This window comes from Pseudoalteromonas sp. S2721 (assembly GCF_005887425.1).
Taxonomy (GTDB): domain Bacteria; phylum Pseudomonadota; class Gammaproteobacteria; order Enterobacterales; family Alteromonadaceae; genus Pseudoalteromonas; species Pseudoalteromonas simplex.
Window position 1 is genome coordinate 64,680 of the sequence record NZ_PNCZ01000006.1, and the last position, 20,359, is coordinate 85,038.

Below are 20,359 nucleotides of genomic sequence, written 5' to 3' on the forward strand. Positions count from 1 at the left end.
GGTCGTTAGGCGGGGTTTTATTTCAAATTTTAGAGTTCGTTTGTACTAAAAAGATATGGCTGAGAAACGTAATATATTTCTAGTGGGCCCTATGGGGGCTGGCAAAAGCACAATTGGTCGTCACATTGCTGACCAATTACACCTTGAATTTTTCGATTCAGATCAAGAGATCGAGCGTCGTACTGGAGCAGACATTGCTTGGGTATTCGATCTTGAGGGTGAAGAGGGCTTTCGACTTCGTGAAGAAACTGTAATTTCAGACCTAACTGAGATGCAAGGTATCGTTCTTGCAACAGGTGGTGGTTCTGTGATCAGTAAAGAAGTACGTAACAAGCTTTCTGCTCGTGGTATTGTTGTATACCTTGAGACACCAATCGAAAAGCAAGTTGCACGCACACAGCGCGACAAGCGTCGCCCATTATTGCAAACAGAAGAAGCACCGCGTGATGTACTAGAGCGCTTAGCTGAAGAACGCGAACCGTTATACAAAGAAGTTGCTGATTTTGTTGTCCGCACTGATGAGCAAAGCGCGAAAGTTGTTGCTAATCAAATCATCGAGAAATTAGATTTTTAAAAACCAATAATAAAAAGGAAACTAGCTATGCTTGAATTAACAGTTAATTTGGACGAGCGAAGTTATCCTATTTATATTGGTCAATCTGCTCTTCAAGAGACTGGTCGGCTGCGCGAGCACATCGGCGACTGTCGACCTATCATTATCACCAACGACACCATTGCACCTTTATATCTTGATGATGTAATGACGTTGTTGGCTGATCTAAACCCGTTATCTTTTACTATCCCTGATGGCGAACAATATAAATCACTTGAGTGGTTTGAAAAGATTTCGGCGTTCTTACTTGAACATAACTGTGGCCGCGATACTTGCCTTATTGCCTTAGGTGGCGGTGTGGTGGGTGATCTCACTGGTTTTGTTGCTGCATGTTATCAACGTGGCGTGCCTTTTATTCAAGTGCCAACGACTTTGCTTTCGCAAGTCGATTCATCTGTTGGCGGTAAAACGGCAGTAAACCACCCACTTGGTAAAAACATGATTGGTGCGTTTTACCAACCACAAGCAGTATTTATCGATACGCAATCGCTACATACTTTGCCTGAGCGTGAATTCGCAGCGGGCATGGCTGAAGTGATTAAATATGGCCTTATTTACGACACTGAGTTATTTGCTTACCTTGAGCAAAATATCACTAAACTTAAGTCTCTTGATGAACAAACTTTACAGCATGTGATTTATCGCTGTTGTGAAATCAAAGCCTTGATTGTTGCACAAGATGAAAAAGAAGCCGGTTTACGTGCATTACTAAACTTAGGGCACACCTTTGGCCACGCAATTGAAGCGCAAATGGGCTATGGTAATTGGCTGCATGGCGAAGCCGTTGCGGCAGGTATGGTACTGGCAGCACGCCTTGCACATACCCGTGATGACTTAAACGCAGCAGAAGTTGAACGCATTATTAAATTGATTGCTGAGTATGATTTACCTGTCGATATTCCGGCAGAAATGACCAGCGAGCAGTTTTTAACGCACATGCGTAAAGATAAGAAAAATAAAAAAGGCACGATTCGCTTTATTCTACCTACCCAATTTGGTCAATGTGCGCTGGTAAGTGATGTTACTGATCAGCAGGTTTGTGATTTAATAGCGCGCTAATGCAATCGCAAATATTGCCTAGCCGTGCTGCGCTAGTTGATCGAATCGCTCTGCAGTTTGAATATGGGCAAAACCTAATTTGCTTACTCGGTCCTTCTGGCCTTGGTAAAAGCTATTTATTAGAAACCTTCATCACGGATAAATACCTCGACTTTAATAAAGCGTTTGTTCAGTTGTCGGGAAAAATGACCGACCAACAGTTTATGACTGAACTGTTAGAACAAAGCTTTAGCAACCCACTAATTGATCACGCTTTAAGTTTGTCTGAAAACTTCTATCAACTTTATAAACAACAGCCTTGTGGTGATTGTTTATGGGTCATTGATGGAGGGCGTCATTTATCTGAAGAGTTAATTCAGCAATTAGAAGTCCTTGCCAAGCAAAGCCCGAGCACGTTATACATACTGATTGCATCACAATCGGCAGGGCAGTTTAGTCAAGCAGTTGAAATCCACTTAGAGTCGCTAAATTTAAGTGAAAGTAAACAGCTCATGTGTTGGTTTTTCGATAACCTCCCTGTTGAAGAAGACCCAGTTTTTCGCACCTTTTTACAAGAAGCGCATGGTAACCCAGCTTTATTACTTGCTTGGCAGCCTGAACAACAAACTGCAGACATTCGCGCACCAGAAAAAAGCTATAAACTGCTTTATTTAATTTTGCTCTTAATCACGACCATGGTGCTGATCATTGGCTTTTTATATAAAGCTGATATGACTGAGTGGTGGAAAGCGCATTACCAGCAGGATACAACGAACTCTGTGGCAACAGCACTGCCTGCAGAAGCAGTAATCAATGCTCGAGTAGAAAGCAAAGAGCTAGTTCTAGAACAAGCTCAAGATGATCTTCAAGCCGAGCAGCAAGTTGCTACTAATGATGAGGACAACACAACTCAGGCAGCTAAGGTGCCAGTTGATAACTCTGCGATAGAAAACCGTGAGAATGAAAGTCATAACAATAACGTGGCTGCGATTGTTGATAGCCTTTTGCCAGCAGAGCGAATAACACAAGAGACTGAGCAACCAACGACAGATGAAGTTATAGCTGCCGTCATCAACGATGCTGAGCAAACCGAGTCTGCCATTGAGCCAGAGCTGCCATTAGTAGGAAATGCGTGGTATTTATCTCAGCCAGATGACAATTTTGTAATCCAATTACTTGCGGTGACTAAAAAAGAGATTAGCGATAAGTTTATTACTGAAAATGGCTTGCAAGGGCAAGTAAATACTTACCAAAGCTTACGGAGTGGTAAGCCGTGGTGGATTGTAACTTATGGTAGTTACACCACACTGAATGATGCTAAGAAGGGCGTAACAACACTTTCTGATAATGTGCGTAAAAATCAGCCGTTTTATAAAAAAATAAGTAAAATTAAACAAGAAATCGCTTCACTAAATCAGTAAATTAAAGCTGATTAGTGTAAAATCGCGCAACACCGAATTGAAGTTAAGAGCAGATGCAGCAAAAGACCAGAGCCTTCCTTAAATGGGCAGGTGGAAAATACAGCCTAGTTGAAGATATTCGTACCCGCTTGAAGCAAGCGAGTATGGATGCTGACACCTTAGTTGAACCTTTCGTTGGTGCTGGCTCTGTATTCCTTAATACTGATTTTAAGCATTATATTTTAAATGATATAAATGCGGATCTGATCAATCTTTACACTGAGCTTAAGCGCACGCCCGATGAGTTTATTAGCGACGCTAAAAAGTTGTTTGTAGAGCTTAATAACCACCCCGAAGCCTATTACGAATATCGTGTTCAGTTTAATCAAAGCAGTGATGTGTATGAGCGTGCGATTTTATTTTTATACATGAATCGCCATGGCTATAACGGGTTGTGTCGCTATAATCTAAAAGGTATTTTTAATGTTCCTTTTGGTAAATATAAGCGCCCGTATTTTCCTGAAAAAGAAATGCATTTCTTTGCTGAAAAAGCTCAGCAAGCAACCTTTACTTGCTTAGGTTATGACAAGGTATTTAAGCTTATTCCTAATAATGCGGTTGTATATTGCGATCCACCTTATGTGCCTTTGAGTAAAACAGCTTCATTTACTTCTTACGCTAAAGGCGGTTTCAATTTAGATGACCAAGCAAACTTGGCGAATTTAGCTGAGCAAGCCGCATTCGAAAATAACACGCCGGTACTTATTTCTAACCACGATACAGTGTGGACGCGTAAAATCTACAGCCAAGCATCATTAGATGAGATTCAGGTAAAACGCACGATTAGCCCCAAGGGCGGTTCACGCAACAAAGTGAACGAGCTAATGGCTATGTATTTAGCACCAAAGAAACCGTGAAATAAATCGCTGCTACAAATAGACTGAAAAAAATCAGGGCAATGACGATGATAGTACTGAGCGAGTGCTCTTTGAAGTCAGCTTGACGCTTATTTTCTGATTGCACACCAAAAAATGCCGCAAAGACACTTTGTAATGCACTCATGAATTTGTTCATACGATTTAGAACTTAGAACCTAAACCGCTAACTTTCTTTGACTCTTCACTACTTGTTAATAACTCAAGTAAATCAAGATAATGGAACTGAGCACTGCGGCTATCACCCGTTAACCAAGAAAACCATCCTGTTTCTTGTTCTGCTTTCATACATTGAGCAGAAGATGATGATGCGTTAAGCGTGTTGCATGAGCAACCAGACGCCGCTGCTAAAAAGTCGTCTTCATCAGCAGATGAAAAAGATACAAACGCAGCAACCGTAAGTGCGGACGCGATTAAGATCCCTATTTTAAAAGCACGCATGAGAATAACCCTTGTTTGTGTTACTTAAACAAGCATACATAACAATTGCTCAAATAACAAACTTAATTATCGCTGAATTAAATAAAAATTTAATAAAATTAGCTCTTTAAAGTAAATTTAATGTTTATTATTTGTTTCATTTTATTGTGTTGTAGATGGCTTTTTAATAGAGTTATTGCTCAAATTTTGACTAAAATAACACTAATTCAATAGGCTAAAAGGATTAGCTTAAAGCAATCGCCCTTTAACAATCAGCTGCGGTGTTTAAATCAGCAGTCGATTGGGTTACATTATGCGCTCTTCTTGCAGTCGCAAATTTTAATGGAATCTCTCATGTTGGAAACATTACAAAAGTATTTAATTGCCCCTTCTATTTTATCAGCCGACTTTGCCCGTTTAGGTGAAGATGTTGATCGTGTACTAGCAAGTGGAGCAGATGTTGTACATTTTGATGTAATGGATAACCATTATGTGCCAAACTTAACTTTTGGTCCGATGATTTGTAAAGCACTGCGCGATTACGGCATTACAGCCCCGATTGATGTGCACCTTATGGTAAAGCCTGTCGATCGTCTAATTCCCGACTTCGCTGAAGCGGGCGCTTCTATCATCAGCTTTCACCCAGAAGCCAGTGAGCATATTGACCGTACCTTGCAACTCATAAAAGACAGTGGTTGCCAAGCAGGGCTTGTATTTAATCCTGCAACCAGCCTTAGCTACCTTGAGCATGTGCTCGATAAGGTTGATGTGGTGCTATTAATGTCGGTTAACCCTGGTTTTGGCGGCCAAAGCTTTATTCCTCATACCCTCGAAAAGCTTCGCCAAGCGCGTAAAATTATTGATGATTCAGGTCGCAAAATTCGTTTAGAAGTTGATGGTGGCGTTGGTGTTGATAATATTGCTGAAATTGCCGAAGCGGGCGCTGATATGTTTGTTTCAGGCTCGGCGATTTTCAATCAACCAGATTATAAAGCGGTTATCGATGCGATGCGCAGCGAGCTCGCAAAGGTTGAGCCATGAAATACGATGCGGCATTTTTCGATTTAGATGGCACCTTAGTCGACAGTGTTTATGATTTATACATTGCGATGAACCTGACCCTAACTGATCTAGCATTTCCGATTGTGACACAAAAGCTAGTTGAAAGCTGGGTAGGTAATGGCATAGAAACGCTTGTAAAGCGTGGTTTGAGTGGCGATATGCAAATCAGTGAGCATTTAGATGAAGCCCTTGCTGAGCGTGCAATTAATTTGTTTTATCAGCACTATGACCAAGTTGTAGGCGATTACAGTGCGCTTTATCAACATGTAGAAACCGGGCTTGCTGCCCTTGCTGGTATTCCTAAAGTGGTGATCACCAATAAGGCTCGTCGTTTTACCGAAAAGCTACTTGATAAACTGTCACTGACTAGTCATTTTCAGTTGATTGTATGTGGTGATGATATGGCAAAGAAACCATCACCTGAGCCTTTAGTATTTGCTTGTCAGCAATTAGATGTCAGCCCAGCCAAAGCGGTTATGATAGGCGACTCTAAAAGTGATATTTTGGCTGCCAAAGCGGCTAAGGTGGATGTTGTTGCGCTTAGTTATGGCTATAACCAAGGTGAAAACCTTGTTGATTTCAATCCAGAGTACCTCTGCGAGAATTTCTTAGATATAATACCCGTTCTTACCCAAAGGTAAGTGCATTTTAAATTCGTCTTTTTAGTTTAGTAAAAATATAAAGGAACATCATGAGTAAACCAGTAGTGTTAAGTGGCATTCAGCCAACCGGTGGTATGACAATAGGCAACTATGTTGGCGCTATTAACCAGTGGCTTAAGCTACAGGAAGACCACGAAAGTTTCTTTATGTTAGTTGATTTACACGCTATTACTGTACGCCAAGATCCTGAGCAACTACGCTCGCGCGTGCTTGACGGTATTGCGCTGTATGCTGCATGTGGTATCGACCCAGAAAAAGCGGCGTTATTTGTACAATCTCAAGTGCCAGAACATGCACAGCTTAGTTGGGTTTTAAACTGTTACGCTCAAATGGGTGAGCTTAACCGTATGACGCAGTTTAAAGATAAGTCTTCTAAGCATGCTAATAACGTTAATGTGGGCTTGTTCTCTTACCCAGTGCTGCAAGCAGCTGATATCTTGCTATACCAAGCGGATCAAGTGCCAGTGGGTGAAGATCAAAAACAACACCTTGAGTTAACTCGTGATATTGCAACACGTTTCAATAACCTATACGGTGACGTGTTCAAACTACCAGAGCCATACATTCCTGAGTTCGGCGCACGTGTAATGAGTTTACAAGATCCGCTCAAGAAAATGTCTAAATCAGATGAAAATCCAAACGGTTACATTATGTTATTAGATGAGCCGAAGAAGATTGAAAAGAAACTGAAAAAAGCAGTAACCGATTCAGACGAGCAAGCTCGTATCTACTTTGATCGTGAAGAAAAACCAGGTGTATCAAACCTACTTACTTTATTATCAGTGGCCACTAAGCGCTCAATTGAAGACTTAGTGCCTGAATATGAAGACAAAATGTATGGTCACCTGAAAAAAGACACTGCAGCAGCGGTCGTTAATATGATTGAGCCAATTCAAGCACGCTTTAAAGAAATTCGCGAAGATCAGTCATTACTTGATAGCATTATGAAATCAGGTGCTGAAAAAGCGAGTATCCGCGCTGAAAAAACATTAAAAGCAGTCTACGATGCGGTAGGTTTTATCCCTCGCCCGTAAGCTTGTGATAAATTATTGAAATAAAAATACCGCTTGATAGCGGTATTTTTTTAGCTATTAAAAGCTAAGCGCCATTAATACTGTAAATAAACAGATAAGTGCAGCAGCGGTTTTGTCTGTTTTTTCCATTTTTTATTTCTCACCTGTGTTCAATTGTTTAATTACATAACCTTTATTTTTTAATAAGCCTAACAAGCTATCTTCACCAGCTAAGTGGGCTGTGCCAACGAGCAGTAACTCTTTTTGCGAATTAGTAAAATAATTTTCAATGTGACCAAGCCAAGTTAGGTTTCGTTGCTTGATCAACATTTGGTAAGTATTAGGGTCATGTTCTTGTAAAGGCATAAGAGTAAGTTCATCTATTGCTTGCATATCGCCATTTTTCCATGCATTAAGCATTGCGATGTACAGTGCTTGGTAACTAGAAATTTGTGTTAATAGTGACTCAATAAAGGCATTTTCGTCTTGGTTACCTACTTGTTTAAACAGGTCTAATTGAAAAGCCACGGTCTCTAGATAAGCGACTTCTTTTTTATCTCGCTTAGCCAATTTCGCGAAGTAACTATCAACACCTTCACCCATAAGTTGTTGCTTTTGAAGTTCTAGCGACATGATTAGCACGCTTAACATAAAGGGGCGAAAGCTATCGAGTTCGCTGAGTTTCATATCATACTGGGCAAGTTGTTCTTCTAGTTGCTGTTTCACCTTTGCTGATAACTTGCTACTCAGTGTTTCGCCAGCTTGATAACTAAGAGTTTTAAGCATAGTGAGTTGTGCTGAGCTATCGCTTGGTGCGGGCACATCAGTTTCAAGTACTAAGATATCAGCCTGTTTATACGCTTGATTAAATTCATCAGGAAGGGGGAGTTCCTTGGGCGGCAAAACGTGGATTGAACCAGCAACATATATAAATTCATCACCTTTACTAACTTTCCATACGGCACTTTTTGCTGCACCAAAACCACTTATTAATAGGCCTGTCGCAGCAATTGATGAGATTAGCAAGTGTCTAGTTAGTGTTTTCATTATTTAAGCCTGTTAATTTAAAGGAGCTTGCTCAGCATGCTGAGCAAGCCAAGTATTACTTATTCAGTTGTTGCTCAATTTGCTGATCAATTTTATTGTTCATTTGCTCAATAGATGCTTCGATAGAGGTCTCTAATTGCTTGTTTAGCTTTTGAGTACCTTGAGCATTAAGTAAGGTATTCGTTGATGTAATAATGATTGCAGTGACCGCTAAAAGTGACATCATTTTTAAGACTGAGTTAGCCATAATTTAATTCCTTTAATTGGTTGATTAGTTTTATCAGCGAAGCAAAATTGGTTGGTAGCCCGTTGATGGAAACTACAATAGCGAGGAAAGCTGCTAGAGTCGCTTATCTAGTTCTAAGCAATTTATATATAAGGTTTGAAAATATTAATTTGAATATTTTCAATGGTTTAAGTTTAATTCTTATGAAAGGAAATAAGGTTTTAAATCATTTAATTTTTGCGGTTTTGTCTTTTGATGATAGTTTGGATGCAGCAAATAGGAACTTGGAGGTTTTGATATGGGTTTTAAAGTAAAACATTATGCGGCTAAAACTGTACCTGCGAATAGCTCATTAGAATGGGAGCTAATCTTAACTGAGCTTATCATTGGTAGCCTTTGTGCTGCATTCGCAAAGATCGGCTATGATGCCGCTATGTTACTTATTTTTATACCTAATTTAGTAATCGCCTTAGTTTGCTTTGGCTTTATTGGGCTTTCGATATTTCACTTCATAAGAGAAAAACGCAGTAAGCCAAGTGAGTAGTATAGATTGCTGCGCTATTTTTCTACTGGGGTAACGCCTGGCGAGTCGCACGCAATGACTTCAAATCGATAGCCATACTCAGCATGGTGATCAGGGGTTACTTGCACAATCTCATAATCATTCAGCTCAACGGATTTACTGTTTTCTGCTTTTAAACAGCGTGAATAACTATCGGCTTCAAAGCTGTAAGCAAACATGGCAATTAAACGTTTGCTACGTTCAAAGTAACCTTTGGTATCTAAAAATTGGCGAAGGTTTTCGGCGGTTTCGCCGTCAACTTCTACATCTACGTCTTGGCTTGGGGCTGAGCTTTGTGTATTTTCAGGAAGTTGTTGCTCGAGCTTTTCACCAAGTTCTTCGACTGCTTTTTGCTGTTCTTCACCTGATTCCTTGGCAATGACTTTACTATCCACAAAGGTGCTGACCATATTGTCGAGCACTTCTTCAGGTGGCTTATCATCAAGAAATGAAATTAAGTTAATAAAAACTACCGACGCTAAAACAAAGCGTACAATGGCAGTTAATAATGGTGAGTAGCTTTGACTAATAAACTTAACTCGCTCAGAGCCAAATGGCTTTATCAGCAATAAAACAAAAATATAAAAAGGTAAAAAAAGTTGAAATAACAATAAAGTACCTAGGGTTATTCCCATTGCCCAAGGTGGTAAATATAACAGGGTGGCAAAGTTATGTGTGTAGTTAAAGTGACTAGCTGAGACATGAGTTACATCATTAACTATGCCGCTTGCACCAGCTAATACAAAATTAGCGATACTGGCATAGAAGATTAAAATCAGTGCTTTGCCGGCAAGCGAGTGCCAAAGTTGGTTAAACTTGGGCCAAAACTCAATAACAAGCGCAATAATGGTGATGGTGGCACTTAACCAGCCCGATTGCAGAACAATCAGGCTGCTTAATGCTAAAAGATAGAGCTTTTGCGCGGTACTTAAGTTAAACCAAATGGCTTTTAACTGTTCAACCAGTCTCGTTTTATGAGGCTGCCAGCTACGTTGCTGTTGTTGAAACTGTTTATTAGCGCGCCATTTTGCAATTTTTAAATACCTACGCACGCAATATCCTTTTTATAGCAATGGTTTTAAGTACCTTCCTGTGTGTGAACGCTCGCAATCGGCAACGTCTTCAGGTGTACCAGAAATTAAAATTTCACCACCGCCTGAGCCGCCTTCAGGGCCTAAATCGACAATCCAGTCTGCGGTTTTGATCACATCAAGGTTATGCTCGATAACAACAATGGTATTACCGTGATCGCGTAAGCGGTGAAGCACGACTAATAATTGCTGAATATCAGCAAAGTGTAAACCCGTAGTTGGTTCATCAAGGATATATAAGGTTTTACCTGTATCGCGTTTTGAAAGTTCACGAGCCAGTTTCACACGCTGCGCTTCACCACCGGAGAGGGTAGTAGCAGCTTGACCTAAGCGAATATACGACAAGCCTACATCCATTAGGGTTTGCAGTTTACGTGCAATAGCCGGAATTTTATCAAAATAGTCACGGGCATCTTCTACGGTCATTTCGAGTACTTGGTGAATGTTTTTACCTTTGTACTGTACTTCGAGGGTTTCACGATTGTAGCGCTGACCTTTACATACATCACAAGGTACATACACATCAGGTAAAAAGTGCATTTCTACCTTGATCACACCATCGCCTTGGCAAGCCTCACAACGGCCACCTTTAACGTTAAAGCTAAAACGGCCCACTTTATAGCCACGCGAGCGTGCTTCTTGAGTACCCGCAAATAGCTCTCGAATACCGGTGAAAATACCGGTGTAAGTTGCTGGGTTTGAGCGCGGAGTACGGCCAATTGGGCTTTGGTCAATATCAATCACTTTATCAAAATGCTCTAGACCCTTGATTGACTTATACGGTGCCGCCTCTGCGGTCGTTGCGCCATTTAACTCGGTATGAGCCAGTTTAAATAAAGTGTCGTTGATAAGTGTCGATTTACCTGAGCCTGATACACCTGTGATACAGGTCATTAAGCCAAATGGAATGCGTAAATCAACGTTCTTTAAGTTGTTACCTGTGGCACCAAATAACTCAAGCCATTTGTCGGTAGTTTGATGGCGAGCCGCCGGTACTTCGATTTTCTTTTCGCCAGAGAGGTACTGGCCCGTGATTGAATCTTTGCTAGCTAGAATATCGTCATGGGTACCTTGTGCAATAACATGACCGCCATGAACACCGGCACCCGGGCCGATATCGATAATATGATCCGCAGCGCGAATGGCATCTTCGTCATGCTCAACCACAATAACAGTGTTGCCTAAATCGCGTAAGTGAATAAGGGTTTTTAGTAGGCGGTCGTTATCGCGTTGGTGCAAACCAATTGATGGTTCATCCAGTACGTACATAACACCAACAAGGCCTGCACCAATTTGGCTTGCTAAACGAATACGCTGAGCCTCACCACCAGAAAGGGTATCGGCACTTCGCTCAAGTGATAAATAATTAAGGCCGACATTGATTAAGAAAGATAAACGGTCGCGAATTTCTTTGAGAATTTTTTCGGCAATTTGTGCGCGCTGACCAGTTAGATTCAAACCATCAAAAAATGCCATGCTTTCACCAATACTCATTGTGGTGATAGCTGGCAGGTTTGTTTGGCCAATAAATACATGGCGAGCTTCTTCACGAAGTCGCGAGCCATGACAGCTCGGACACGCTTGGCTTGTTTGGTATTTAGCAAGCTCTTCGCGCACTGAGTTTGACTCGGTTTCACGGTAGCGGCGATTCATATTATTTAAAACGCCTTCAAACTCATGGTTACGTGTAATTAAGTCGCCACGGTCGTTACGATAGTTAAAGGCAATTTTAGTTTTGCCAGAGCCTTCAAGAATTACCTTTTTGGCCTCTTTACTAAGCTCTTGGAAAGGTACTTCTAGGTCAAACTTATAGTGCTCTGCGACAGCTTGCAGCATTTGGAAGTAATAAAAGCTGCGTTTGTCCCAGCCTTTAATTGCACCGCCCGATAAACTTAGCTCTGGATTTTGTACAACACGGTTTGGATCAAAATACTGACGCACACCTAAACCATCACAGCTTTGACACGCACCTGCCGGGTTATTAAACGAGAATAAACGCGGCTCAAGTTCACTCATGGCGTAGCCACATGTTGGGCAGGCAAAATTAGCAGAAAACAGCATGTCTTCGCTGAGTGAATCGTCCATTGCCGCTACATGGGCAATACCACCTGATAGCTCAAGGGCTGTTTCGAATGATTCAGCTAAACGCTGTTGTTGGCCATCTTTAACTTTAAAACGGTCAACCACGACCTCGATAGTATGCTTTTTATGAAGCTCAAGGGTCGGTGGATCTGATAAGTCACAGACTTCGCCATCGATACGGGCGCGAATGAAGCCTTGACTTGCGAGTTGCTCAAGCAGCTTAACGTGCTCACCTTTACGATCTTTTACCACTGGTGCTAATAGCATTAGCTTACTTCCTTCAGGAAGCGCTAAAACCGTATCGACCATTTGGCTGATCGTTTGTGCTGCAAGTGGCAAGTCGTGAGTAGGGCAGCGAGGCTCACCTACACGGGCAAATAATAAACGTAGGTAATCGTAAATCTCGGTAATCGTACCGACCGTTGAACGCGGGTTATGCGACGTTGATTTCTGTTCGATAGAGATAGCCGGCGATAAGCCTTCGATGTGATCAACATCGGGTTTTTCCATTAGTGATAAGAACTGTCGTGCATACGCTGACAGTGACTCAACATAACGACGTTGCCCTTCTGCATACAAAGTATCAAACGCTAAAGACGATTTCCCTGAACCAGATAGGCCAGTGATAACTATCAGCTTATCACGGGGAATGGTTAGGCTGATGTCTTTTAAATTGTGCGTACGGGCGCCTCGGACTTCAATGTTTTCCATGCTATCTCGTTTTATTACCTAATTATTTTTTCAGTATCTCATAATACGCGATAAGATTAATCCTTGATCAAAGAAAAAATCATCACTTACAGGTGATTATTTAGTTTTCGCTTGTGGTAGAATCCACGCTCAAATTTTAATAGACAGCAAGATCAGTAATTCATGACAGCATCTTCACTCAACTCTCGAGAAAAACGCGCTGCCGTTTCGTTGGCGAGCGTCTTTGCATTCCGTATGCTTGGCCTATTTATGCTGATGCCAGTATTGGCTATCTATGGGCAGCAATTAGAAGGGTTTTCGCCGCTTTGGATTGGCTTTGCTATTGGTGCTTATGGTTTAACGCAAGCCGTGCTGCAAATCCCTATGGGTTGGTTGTCTGATAAAATTGGTCGTAAAAAAGTGATTATTGGTGGCCTTTGTGTGTTTGCACTTGGCTCTGTAATTGCGGCAACCGCTGAGTCTGTGCAAATGGTTACGCTTGGGCGTGCACTTCAAGGCATGGGGGCGATTGCCAGTGCCTTATTGGCGCTTGCTTCTGATTTAAGCCGTGATGAACAACGTCCGAAAGTTATGGCCGTGATTGGTATGTGTATTGGTATGAGCTTTGCCGTTGCTATGCTACTAGGGCCTATTGTTGCTGCATCGTGGGGAGTTGCTGGGGTATTTTGGCTTACCGCAGGACTGGCCATTTTAGGTATTTTAATTGTGTTGTTTTTGGTGCCTAATGCTGTCAATAAGGCGCCAAAAGGTGACACACTTGCTACGCTTGATGATATTAAGCAACTGATTAAACACCCACAATTAGCACGCCTCGATTTTGGCGTAATGCTGCTTCATCTTACATTAACTACCGTATTTGTAGCCTTACCAGGCCAACTGATAAAAGACGGCTTAGTCGCAGACCATCATTGGTATTTATATATCCCTGTGCTGTTTTTAGCGTTTTTCTTGATGGCACCAATGATGATTGTGGCGATCCGTAAAGAAAAAGAAAAACAAGCCTTTATTGGCTCAATCGCACTGCTTGTTTTAAGTATGCTCGCGATGTCGTTATGGGTTGATTCGGTGATTGGCATCGGTATTTGTATGTTGGTTTACTTTATTGCTTTTAATTTTTTAGAAGCAACCATGCCTGCACTTGTTTCGCGTATTGCCCCAGCAAACCAGAAAGGTTCTGCGATGGGGGTATTTTCATCTACGCAGTTTTTTGGTGCCTTTTTAGGTGGTTTATTAGGGGGTTACGTAGCTCAAGCATTAAGTGCGCAAGCAGTGTTTGCGGCGGCGGCACTTGTTGGGGTAATATGGCTTATCCTTGCTTGGAATATGCAAGTCCCACCAAGAAGTAAAATAATTAGCTTAATGACTGAATTAAGTTCAGAGCAGCAGGCACAAGCGCTTGCTTCTCGTCTTGTTGCTTTACCGGGCGTAATTGAAGCAACGGTTGTCTGTGATGAAAATCGCAGCTATTTAAAGATTAATGATAAAGAATTTGACCTAGACCAAGCACGCAAAGTGGCTGGTTTAATCTAACGTTTTATAGGAGAAGTTCCATGGCACGCGGTGTGAACAAAGTTATCTTGGTTGGTAATTTAGGCCAAGATCCAGAAGTACGTTATATGCCTAATGGCAATGGCGTAGCGAATATCAGCATTGCTACGACAGATAGCTGGAAAGATAAAAACACAGGGCAAATGCAAGAGCGTACTGAATGGCACCGTGTCGTGTTATTTGGCAAACTAGCAGAAGTTGCTGGTGAATACCTTCGTAAAGGTTCACAAGTGTACATCGAAGGTCGTTTACAAACGCGTAAATGGACTGATCAATCAGGCCAAGAAAAATACACTACAGAAATCGTGGTAGACATGGGCGGTCAAATGCAAATGTTAGGCGGTCGTGGTGAGCAGCAAGGTGGTGGCGGTGGCTATCAAGGTGGCCAATCACAAGGCGGTTACCAAGGTGGTCAGCAACAAGGTGGCGGTTACGGCGGTGGTGCACAGCAATCACAAAGCAATAACAGCTATGCTCCACAGCAACAGTCTGCGCCAGCACAGCAGCAACAGCGCCCACAACAGCAGTCTGCACCGCAGCAGAGCAATAACCAATATGGTGGCGGTTATGGTCAGCAGCAAAACAATGCACCTCAACAAGGTGGTTTTGCTCCTAAGCCTCAAAATGCTCCACAAGGCGGCGCATCAAATCCAATGGAACCACCAATCGACTTTGATGACGATATCCCGTTCTAATTCATAATATAATTAGATTGTAGAGTTAATTTTTAAAACCCAGCTTAGTTGCTGGGTTTTTTATTTACGCAATACTTCGTAATCACTACTTTTGTTTGGGTTGTGTTGATTACAAAATAATTCTCATTAACTCTTTTTGCTAGGTGTTTAAAATTACAAAACTTTTGACAGCGCTGGTTATAGGATATTTCTGATATTGCTTTAAATCGCCCCGCAGCCTTGTATTTATAGGGTTCTTGAACAACACTTTGTGTATGTTTAAGCAACTAACCTGTGAAATGAAACGAGACTTAACTTCACGAATAAAGCAACCGGAGGCCATCTACGTGGCGGCCGCATTTTTGCTGTTAGTTGTTTTTAATATTTTTTTAAGTGATGTGTTACACGACAAAGTGCACCGAACAGGCACTGAACTAGCCAAGCAGGTGTATGAGCTGAACCTTGATCCGGTTGTGTCGCAAGATATCATTGCCACATTAGTTAAAAGCCAAGGCTTTGCAATGAATGCTAGCGACGTTCCGCAAAACTTTGCGAATTTCATCGATCTTGAGCAGGAGGTTTTTAGCTATAAGACCGTTAATTTACGCTTATTTCATTGGCCTTCATGGTTAGTTGAAAGTCACTTATTTATATTTTTAAATTTAATATTGCTTGGCACTGGGTATTGGGGTTTCCGTTGGTGGAAAAAAATGTTCAAGCAATTAGAAACCTTAGAGCAGCCACAAATACAAAGCCAAGAGCAGCAAGTGGTTGAGGCACCGCCAAAGCAGTTAACATCTCCAAAACCATTAGTGCACCAAGATTTGAATATCTTATATGGTGTGCCAACTAATTATAATCATTTGTTTGCACTATTTTTTTGGAAAAGCCCGTTTCCTGCTAACCTTGATATCGATAACTACTTTAAATTAGTGATTGCCAAAGGCTTTGGTGAGCTCGTAAATCGCTCTGTTAAATTACTGCCTTCTGGCGGTATCGCTGTCACCTTAAATAATGTACCTGCCACTGAAATTGATAAATACACAAAGCGACTACATCAAGTTATCTATCAAGCTTGTCTAAATTACCGTAGTGATTTGTCTCGCGCTGATATAAAAATTGGTGTGTGTAATTACCGCACAGGGGCTGATCAGGCAGTGGTTTATCAGCTTACTAAATCGGCATTAGCACTGGCGAATCAAAGCGCTTGGCAGCATATTCATCGCTTACCTTTTGGTCACACGCAGTCAAACATGCTGGCTGATAGCAAAGAACATCTTTTTGAGTATATAAAGAAAAAACACTTTATGTTGTTTTTTCAGCCGTTATTTGACTTGCAAACGGGCGATATTTTGCAGCATGAGGCATTGATCCGTATTCGACACAAAAGCTTAGGTTTGCTTGCTGCTAGGCACTTTATTCCACACATGAGTAGTAAAAAAGATGTTTTACTGTTAGATAAAACCGTAATTTTACAAGTAAAAAAGATGTTGTTGAATGAGTCTGGTAGCTTAAAGGTAAGTATTAACTTGCATGCGATGAACTGGTTCAATGATGAGTTTTGGGATTGGTTAAATCAGCAGACAGATGACTTTAAGTGTATCGACAGGTTGCAATTTGAACTCAGCGAAGATGATTATTTAAAACAGCATAAAAAGCTTAGTACACAGTTCGAGTGTTTAGAAAAACTCTCGGCAGGTATAGTTATTGATAATGTGCGCAGCAGTGAGCACCTAGCGACCTACAAAGGCATTAATAACATTTGTAGTATTAAGCTAGCTTTAGAGCTAATTCATAATATAGACACAAGTGCTCAGCAACAAAAAATTGTTAAGCAAATAATTACTAAAGGGGCAGAGCTAAACTTTCCTGTCTATGCAGTTGGAGTAGAAACACAGAACGAACTTGCGACCTTAAAAAACCTAGGTGTCATTGCTGCTCAAGGTTTTTACTTTGCCGAACCATTACAAAAACTGGCGGATATTACGCCCTATAGTTAGTCAATGAGGCCTCGGTACTTGAGGCCATTTAACCCTTGTAGCCCACCTGTATGGACTGCAATGATGTGCGAACCTTTAGCAAAGTAGCCTTGCTCTATAAGTTGCCATACAGCAAAGAGCATTTTACCGCTGTAAATTGGCTCAAGCGCAATAGTGTGTTGCTTGCTAAAAGTTTGGCAAAATTGCCACAAGTTATCGCTAAACTTTCCGTAGCCACCATCATGAAAGTCGCAAAGCAGCTGCCAGTTTTGTTGCTGATTTGCTTTATTACTTAGCTGCTTTATCTCATCAATTAAGTAGTTCGCTTGTTTCAGTACTGCGACACCTAACAGCTTTGTGTGCTGCGGTGCGCCTTCAATTAACCCCGCCAATGTACCGCCACTGCCAGTAGGGCAAACAATCACATCAGAACTTGGTAGGCTCTGTGCTAACTCTTTGCAACCTAAAAGCGCAGCTGCGTTGGTGCCGCCTTCTGGCAGTATGTAGGCATTAGGAAATTGTGCTTGCAATTGTGCTAGGTAAGTTTGGTCGTGCCTTAACCGGTAAGTAATTCGATTTACTGGGTGTAAGCTCATACCGCATTGCTTTGCGTAGTTGAGTGTTGGATTTGCTTCGTCTAGTTCAGGGCCGCGAATAATGCCGTGGGTTTTAAAACCAAATAGTTTACCCGCAGTTGCTGTGGCATGAATATGGTTTGAAAATGCACCACCAAAAGTGAGTAGTTCAGATTTCTTCTGTTGCTGCATGGCTTGCAAGTTAAATTTTAGCTTACGCCATTTGTTGCCACTAATTTGCGGGTGAATAAGATCATCACGCTTGATGCTGAGCTGAACTTTACGTGCCGCTAATAAGGGGTGATGAATTGTTTGTACTGGTGATTCAAAAGAACTATTCACGGTATCATTTTTTAGTAAATAAACACGCCCAATTGTAGCAAAGTCGTCTTAGAGATAGAAATTAGTCAATTAAACCAAAATGATTTTGTTATTTACTGGCATCAACTAAGGTAATAGAGGTAAACTGAGATAATAATTGAACAAAGCTTGTGTTTTGCCTTGCAAGTACATAGCATAAGAGTTTAATTATAAAAAATAATAATGACCAAATAATTGCCGCTTTTTGGGAATGGAATATATGCGAATTGCTCCTTTATCTCTGTTAATTTCAGTTAGTTTGCTAGCGACAAGTGCATTTGCACAAGATACAGCTACGGTAACTGGCATTGAATCAGAGATCAGTAAAAAACAAGCCGAATACGATAACTCGACCCTAATCCTCGAAAAACACCTAAAAGAAGAAAGTCAGTTACAAAAACAACTCGAATTATTGCGCGCCCGCTCAACTGAGCTAGATAAAGAAAAAAACCAAGCGCTAGATGCAATGAACGAGATGTACCGCCGACTTATTGATGACCCAACTCTTGATATCAGCAATGCGCAGTCGCGCTATCAAAAAGCTGTGGTTGATCACAAACAAAACAAAGATGATATTTCGATGCAATTGGCGGCAATTGCTTCACATAGAAAAGACATTGAGCAAATTCGTGTATCAAAGCACACCCAGTTAAATACCTTAGAAAGTTTAAAAGAGCAGTTAGCAACGGCACGTGTTGAGCGTTTACGTAACGAATTCACTCGTGAAGGCACATTAGAGGTTAATCATACGATTAACTGTAAGCGCACCGAAACACTTGCTGCCTGTGAGCAGCGTGGCCAACAAATGGGCTTACAAAAAGCCACTAAACGCTTTGTAGACCAGATTTTTGCTAACTTAACAGAAGAGCGTTTAGTTGAACCGAAACGTAACCTTGCCGGTGCACAGGTTAAGATTTTAAGTAGCCATGTCGTGAACAGTGCTTTTAGTGGTCAAGGTAACTACAACGTTAATTTAAGCGTGACCATGCGCGGTGATGTAAACAGCAGTCGTTTATGTAGCCTACTTAATTTAGACAATCGTTTTTGTGCAGATTATGGCACGCCTTTGGCCGGTAATTATCAAGCAAATTACGACGCAACGTATTCAGATAGTCAGTTAACATTCAGTAACTCTCAGGATAATAATCAAGTGGTCTCTGTATCACGTTTTAATGAGCAACCTGTAAGCGATTATTCTGTAAAAAAGCCAATTAAGGTTGAACCATTACCTGATCAAAATAAATCTAAAATGGTTGAATTAACACTGCGTTCAAATGTTTATGATGATGAAGTGTTTATTGATGGCGTGAGCTATGGTGCAACTAGGTTAACAACGTCATTACCAAAGGGCTTTCACAATATTGAAATTCGCAAACGTGGCTACAAAAGCTATAAAGCGCGAATTGATCTGCGTAAAGCACAAACCATTAATGCAAACCTAGTTAAAGTGCCTGAGCCAGTTGTTGCTGAAGTGACAGCGGCACCAGAGCAACCTGTAACAGCACCTGTTGCAAGTATTGTTAATAAAACCAGTTCTGCCAGCATTGTAGTTATTCCTGCTGGTAAATTTAAGATGGGTGATATTAACGGCAATGGGTTAGCGAATGAGCGCCCAGTGGTAGAAAAAACCATTGCTAACTCATTTGCAATGCAAAGCAAAGAAGTAAGCGTTGGTGAGTATGAGCAATTCGTTGCGAATACCGGCTATAAAACAGAAGCAGAAAAAGATCGCGGCTGTGCATATTACTTAAATGGTGAACCAGTTTGGGAAGCAACTCTAAACTGGCGCAATCCGGGTTTTGATCAAGAAAGCGATTTCCCGGCGGTTTGTTTAACTTACAACGATGCCAAAGCGTATGCAGATTGGTTATCGGGTCAAACAGGCCAGTTATTTCGTTTACCAAACGAGGTTGAGTGGGAATACGCTGCACGTGCAGGTAAAGAAACTGAATACCCTTGGGGTAACGAAATTGGTAAAAATTTAGCGAACTGTGGCTGGTGTGGAAGCGAATGGTCAAACAGGAGCGCAGCACCAACAGGGTCGTTTTCTCCTAACGCATTCGGCCTATACGATACAGTAGGTAATGTGTGGGAATGGACAAACAAAAAGTCAGGGCAGTCTGATGTGGCTGTTCGAGGCGGTGCATGGAATTTTGCTCCAAGCCTAGCACGCGTTTCAACGCGCTTAATCTTAGCGCCAGATTTTCGTGCAAACTATATCGGTTTCCGTTTAGTACGCGAACGATAAGAATTTAAAAAGGAAGCAATGGATGCTTCCTTTTTTAGCAATTTAATTAAAGCAGTTGCGCTTTTTCATGATTAGCATGATAGAGTGAGAGCAGCTAATATAAGAACGAATTT

The 20,359-nt window shown here is 41.4% G+C and carries 19 protein-coding genes; 12 read left to right on the plus strand and 7 right to left on the minus strand.

The window, feature by feature from the left end; genetic code table 11:
• Positions 1-55 precede the first annotated feature (55 nt).
• From aroK to CWC02_RS01895, 4 genes are read left to right on the plus strand one after another with little or no spacing between them, the layout of a single operon-like run.
• Positions 56-574: a shikimate kinase AroK gene (gene aroK, locus CWC02_RS01880; RefSeq protein ID WP_036973192.1), complete on the plus strand. Its 519-nt coding sequence runs from the start codon at positions 56-58 to the stop codon at positions 572-574.
• Between the two features lie 27 nt (positions 575-601).
• Positions 602-1,672: a 3-dehydroquinate synthase gene (gene aroB, locus CWC02_RS01885; RefSeq protein ID WP_138616143.1), complete on the plus strand. Its 1,071-nt coding sequence runs from the start codon at positions 602-604 to the stop codon at positions 1,670-1,672.
• Positions 1,672-3,072: an AAA family ATPase gene (locus CWC02_RS01890; RefSeq protein WP_138616145.1), complete on the plus strand. Its 1,401-nt coding sequence runs from the start codon at positions 1,672-1,674 to the stop codon at positions 3,070-3,072. The genes aroB and CWC02_RS01890 overlap by 1 nt, the downstream gene beginning before the upstream one ends.
• Before the next feature lie 53 nt (positions 3,073-3,125).
• Complete coding sequence (locus CWC02_RS01895; RefSeq protein ID WP_138616147.1) at positions 3,126-3,968, plus strand: Dam family site-specific DNA-(adenine-N6)-methyltransferase; 843 nt, start codon at positions 3,126-3,128, stop codon at positions 3,966-3,968.
• On the opposite strand, the gene CWC02_RS01900 is transcribed toward CWC02_RS01895, so the two are convergent.
• Entirely contained in the window at positions 3,940-4,125 is a 186-nt protein-coding gene (locus CWC02_RS01900) for a DUF2970 domain-containing protein (protein WP_054552802.1), read from the minus strand. The two genes, CWC02_RS01895 and CWC02_RS01900, sit on opposite strands and share 29 nt — an antisense overlap.
• Before the next feature lie 5 nt (positions 4,126-4,130).
• The gene (locus tag CWC02_RS01905) at positions 4,131-4,427 is read right to left on the minus strand and encodes a hypothetical protein (RefSeq protein WP_054552801.1); all 297 of its coding nucleotides are present in this window, start codon (positions 4,425-4,427) and stop codon (positions 4,131-4,133) included.
• 333 nt (positions 4,428-4,760) lie between these two features.
• On the opposite strand from CWC02_RS01905, the gene rpe reads away from it, so the two are divergent.
• Genes rpe through trpS form a run of 3 tightly spaced genes read left to right on the plus strand, consistent with a single transcriptional unit; the run spans position 4,761 to position 7,164 of the window.
• A complete protein-coding gene (gene rpe / locus CWC02_RS01910; protein WP_138616148.1) occupies positions 4,761-5,447 on the plus strand; it encodes a ribulose-phosphate 3-epimerase in 687 nt (228 codons plus the stop codon).
• Complete coding sequence (locus tag CWC02_RS01915) at positions 5,444-6,109, plus strand: phosphoglycolate phosphatase (RefSeq protein ID WP_138616150.1); 666 nt, start codon at positions 5,444-5,446, stop codon at positions 6,107-6,109. Before rpe ends, CWC02_RS01915 begins: the two co-directional genes overlap by 4 nt.
• 50 nt (positions 6,110-6,159) lie before the next feature.
• Complete coding sequence (gene trpS / locus CWC02_RS01920; protein WP_054552798.1) at positions 6,160-7,164, plus strand: tryptophan--tRNA ligase; 1,005 nt, start codon at positions 6,160-6,162, stop codon at positions 7,162-7,164.
• A gap of 132 nt (positions 7,165-7,296) precedes the next feature.
• Here trpS and CWC02_RS01925 read toward each other — a convergent pair whose 3' ends face one another.
• The gene (locus tag CWC02_RS01925; protein ID WP_138616152.1) at positions 7,297-8,190 is read right to left on the minus strand and encodes a TraB/GumN family protein; all 894 of its coding nucleotides are present in this window, start codon (positions 8,188-8,190) and stop codon (positions 7,297-7,299) included.
• Between the two features lie 55 nt (positions 8,191-8,245).
• Positions 8,246-8,437, minus strand: a complete 192-nt coding sequence (locus CWC02_RS01930; protein WP_138599271.1) for a hypothetical protein — start codon at positions 8,435-8,437, stop codon at positions 8,246-8,248.
• A 277-nt stretch (positions 8,438-8,714) separates the two neighbouring features.
• On the opposite strand from CWC02_RS01930, the gene CWC02_RS01935 reads away from it, so the two are divergent.
• Positions 8,715-8,960, plus strand: coding sequence for a hypothetical protein (locus CWC02_RS01935; RefSeq protein WP_130151675.1), 246 nt, complete (start codon positions 8,715-8,717; stop codon positions 8,958-8,960).
• A gap of 14 nt (positions 8,961-8,974) precedes the next feature.
• Here the strand turns inward: CWC02_RS01935 and CWC02_RS01940 are convergent, their stop codons facing one another.
• On the minus strand, positions 8,975-10,030 hold the full coding sequence (locus CWC02_RS01940; protein WP_138616154.1) for a hypothetical protein: 1,056 nt from the start codon (positions 10,028-10,030) through the stop codon (positions 8,975-8,977).
• Between the two features lie 12 nt (positions 10,031-10,042).
• Positions 10,043-12,862: an excinuclease ABC subunit UvrA gene (gene uvrA, locus CWC02_RS01945; protein ID WP_054552793.1), complete on the minus strand. Its 2,820-nt coding sequence runs from the start codon at positions 12,860-12,862 to the stop codon at positions 10,043-10,045.
• 162 nt (positions 12,863-13,024) lie between these two features.
• On the opposite strand from uvrA, the gene CWC02_RS01950 reads away from it, so the two are divergent.
• The 3 genes from CWC02_RS01950 to CWC02_RS01960 all read left to right on the plus strand — a co-directional run bounded on the left by CWC02_RS01950 (position 13,025) and on the right by CWC02_RS01960 (position 17,084).
• On the plus strand, positions 13,025-14,392 hold the full coding sequence (locus tag CWC02_RS01950) for an MFS transporter (protein ID WP_054552792.1): 1,368 nt from the start codon (positions 13,025-13,027) through the stop codon (positions 14,390-14,392).
• A 20-nt stretch (positions 14,393-14,412) separates the two neighbouring features.
• Positions 14,413-15,105, plus strand: coding sequence for a single-stranded DNA-binding protein (gene ssb / locus CWC02_RS01955; protein WP_054552791.1), 693 nt, complete (start codon positions 14,413-14,415; stop codon positions 15,103-15,105).
• A gap of 254 nt (positions 15,106-15,359) precedes the next feature.
• Entirely contained in the window at positions 15,360-17,084 is a 1,725-nt protein-coding gene (locus CWC02_RS01960) for an EAL domain-containing protein (RefSeq protein ID WP_138616156.1), read from the plus strand.
• Here the strand turns inward: CWC02_RS01960 and CWC02_RS01965 are convergent.
• On the minus strand, positions 17,081-17,947 hold the full coding sequence (locus CWC02_RS01965) for a 1-aminocyclopropane-1-carboxylate deaminase/D-cysteine desulfhydrase (protein ID WP_502705392.1): 867 nt from the start codon (positions 17,945-17,947) through the stop codon (positions 17,081-17,083). The genes CWC02_RS01960 and CWC02_RS01965 overlap by 4 nt on opposite strands.
• 271 nt (positions 17,948-18,218) lie before the next feature.
• Here CWC02_RS01965 and CWC02_RS01970 point away from each other — a divergent pair, with 271 nt between their 5' ends.
• Entirely contained in the window at positions 18,219-20,246 is a 2,028-nt protein-coding gene (locus CWC02_RS01970; protein WP_054552788.1) for an SUMF1/EgtB/PvdO family nonheme iron enzyme, read from the plus strand.
• The last annotated feature ends 113 nt before the right edge of the window (positions 20,247-20,359 follow it).

Bases quoted from the DNA above. Each gene is read 5' to 3' on its own strand.
- aroK (WP_036973192.1), top strand. From the start codon at position 56: ATGGCTGAGAAACGTAATATATTTCTAGTGGGCCCTATGGGGGCTGGC.
- aroB (WP_138616143.1), top strand. From the start codon at position 602: ATGCTTGAATTAACAGTTAATTTGGACGAGCGAAGTTATCCTATTTAT.
- CWC02_RS01890 (WP_138616145.1), top strand. From the start codon at position 1,672: ATGCAATCGCAAATATTGCCTAGCCGTGCTGCGCTAGTTGATCGAATC.
- CWC02_RS01895 (WP_138616147.1), top strand. From the start codon at position 3,126: ATGCAGCAAAAGACCAGAGCCTTCCTTAAATGGGCAGGTGGAAAATAC.
- CWC02_RS01900 (WP_054552802.1), bottom strand. From the start codon at position 4,125: ATGAACAAATTCATGAGTGCATTACAAAGTGTCTTTGCGGCATTTTTT.
- CWC02_RS01905 (WP_054552801.1), bottom strand. From the start codon at position 4,427: ATGCGTGCTTTTAAAATAGGGATCTTAATCGCGTCCGCACTTACGGTT.
- rpe (WP_138616148.1), top strand. From the start codon at position 4,761: ATGTTGGAAACATTACAAAAGTATTTAATTGCCCCTTCTATTTTATCA.
- CWC02_RS01915 (WP_138616150.1), top strand. From the start codon at position 5,444: ATGAAATACGATGCGGCATTTTTCGATTTAGATGGCACCTTAGTCGAC.
- trpS (WP_054552798.1), top strand. From the start codon at position 6,160: ATGAGTAAACCAGTAGTGTTAAGTGGCATTCAGCCAACCGGTGGTATG.
- CWC02_RS01925 (WP_138616152.1), bottom strand. From the start codon at position 8,190: ATGAAAACACTAACTAGACACTTGCTAATCTCATCAATTGCTGCGACA.
- CWC02_RS01930 (WP_138599271.1), bottom strand. From the start codon at position 8,437: ATGGCTAACTCAGTCTTAAAAATGATGTCACTTTTAGCGGTCACTGCA.
- CWC02_RS01935 (WP_130151675.1), top strand. From the start codon at position 8,715: ATGGGTTTTAAAGTAAAACATTATGCGGCTAAAACTGTACCTGCGAAT.
- uvrA (WP_054552793.1), bottom strand. From the start codon at position 12,862: ATGGAAAACATTGAAGTCCGAGGCGCCCGTACGCACAATTTAAAAGAC.
- CWC02_RS01950 (WP_054552792.1), top strand. From the start codon at position 13,025: ATGACAGCATCTTCACTCAACTCTCGAGAAAAACGCGCTGCCGTTTCG.
- ssb (WP_054552791.1), top strand. From the start codon at position 14,413: ATGGCACGCGGTGTGAACAAAGTTATCTTGGTTGGTAATTTAGGCCAA.
- CWC02_RS01960 (WP_138616156.1), top strand. From the start codon at position 15,360: ATGTTTAAGCAACTAACCTGTGAAATGAAACGAGACTTAACTTCACGA.
- CWC02_RS01970 (WP_054552788.1), top strand. From the start codon at position 18,219: ATGCGAATTGCTCCTTTATCTCTGTTAATTTCAGTTAGTTTGCTAGCG.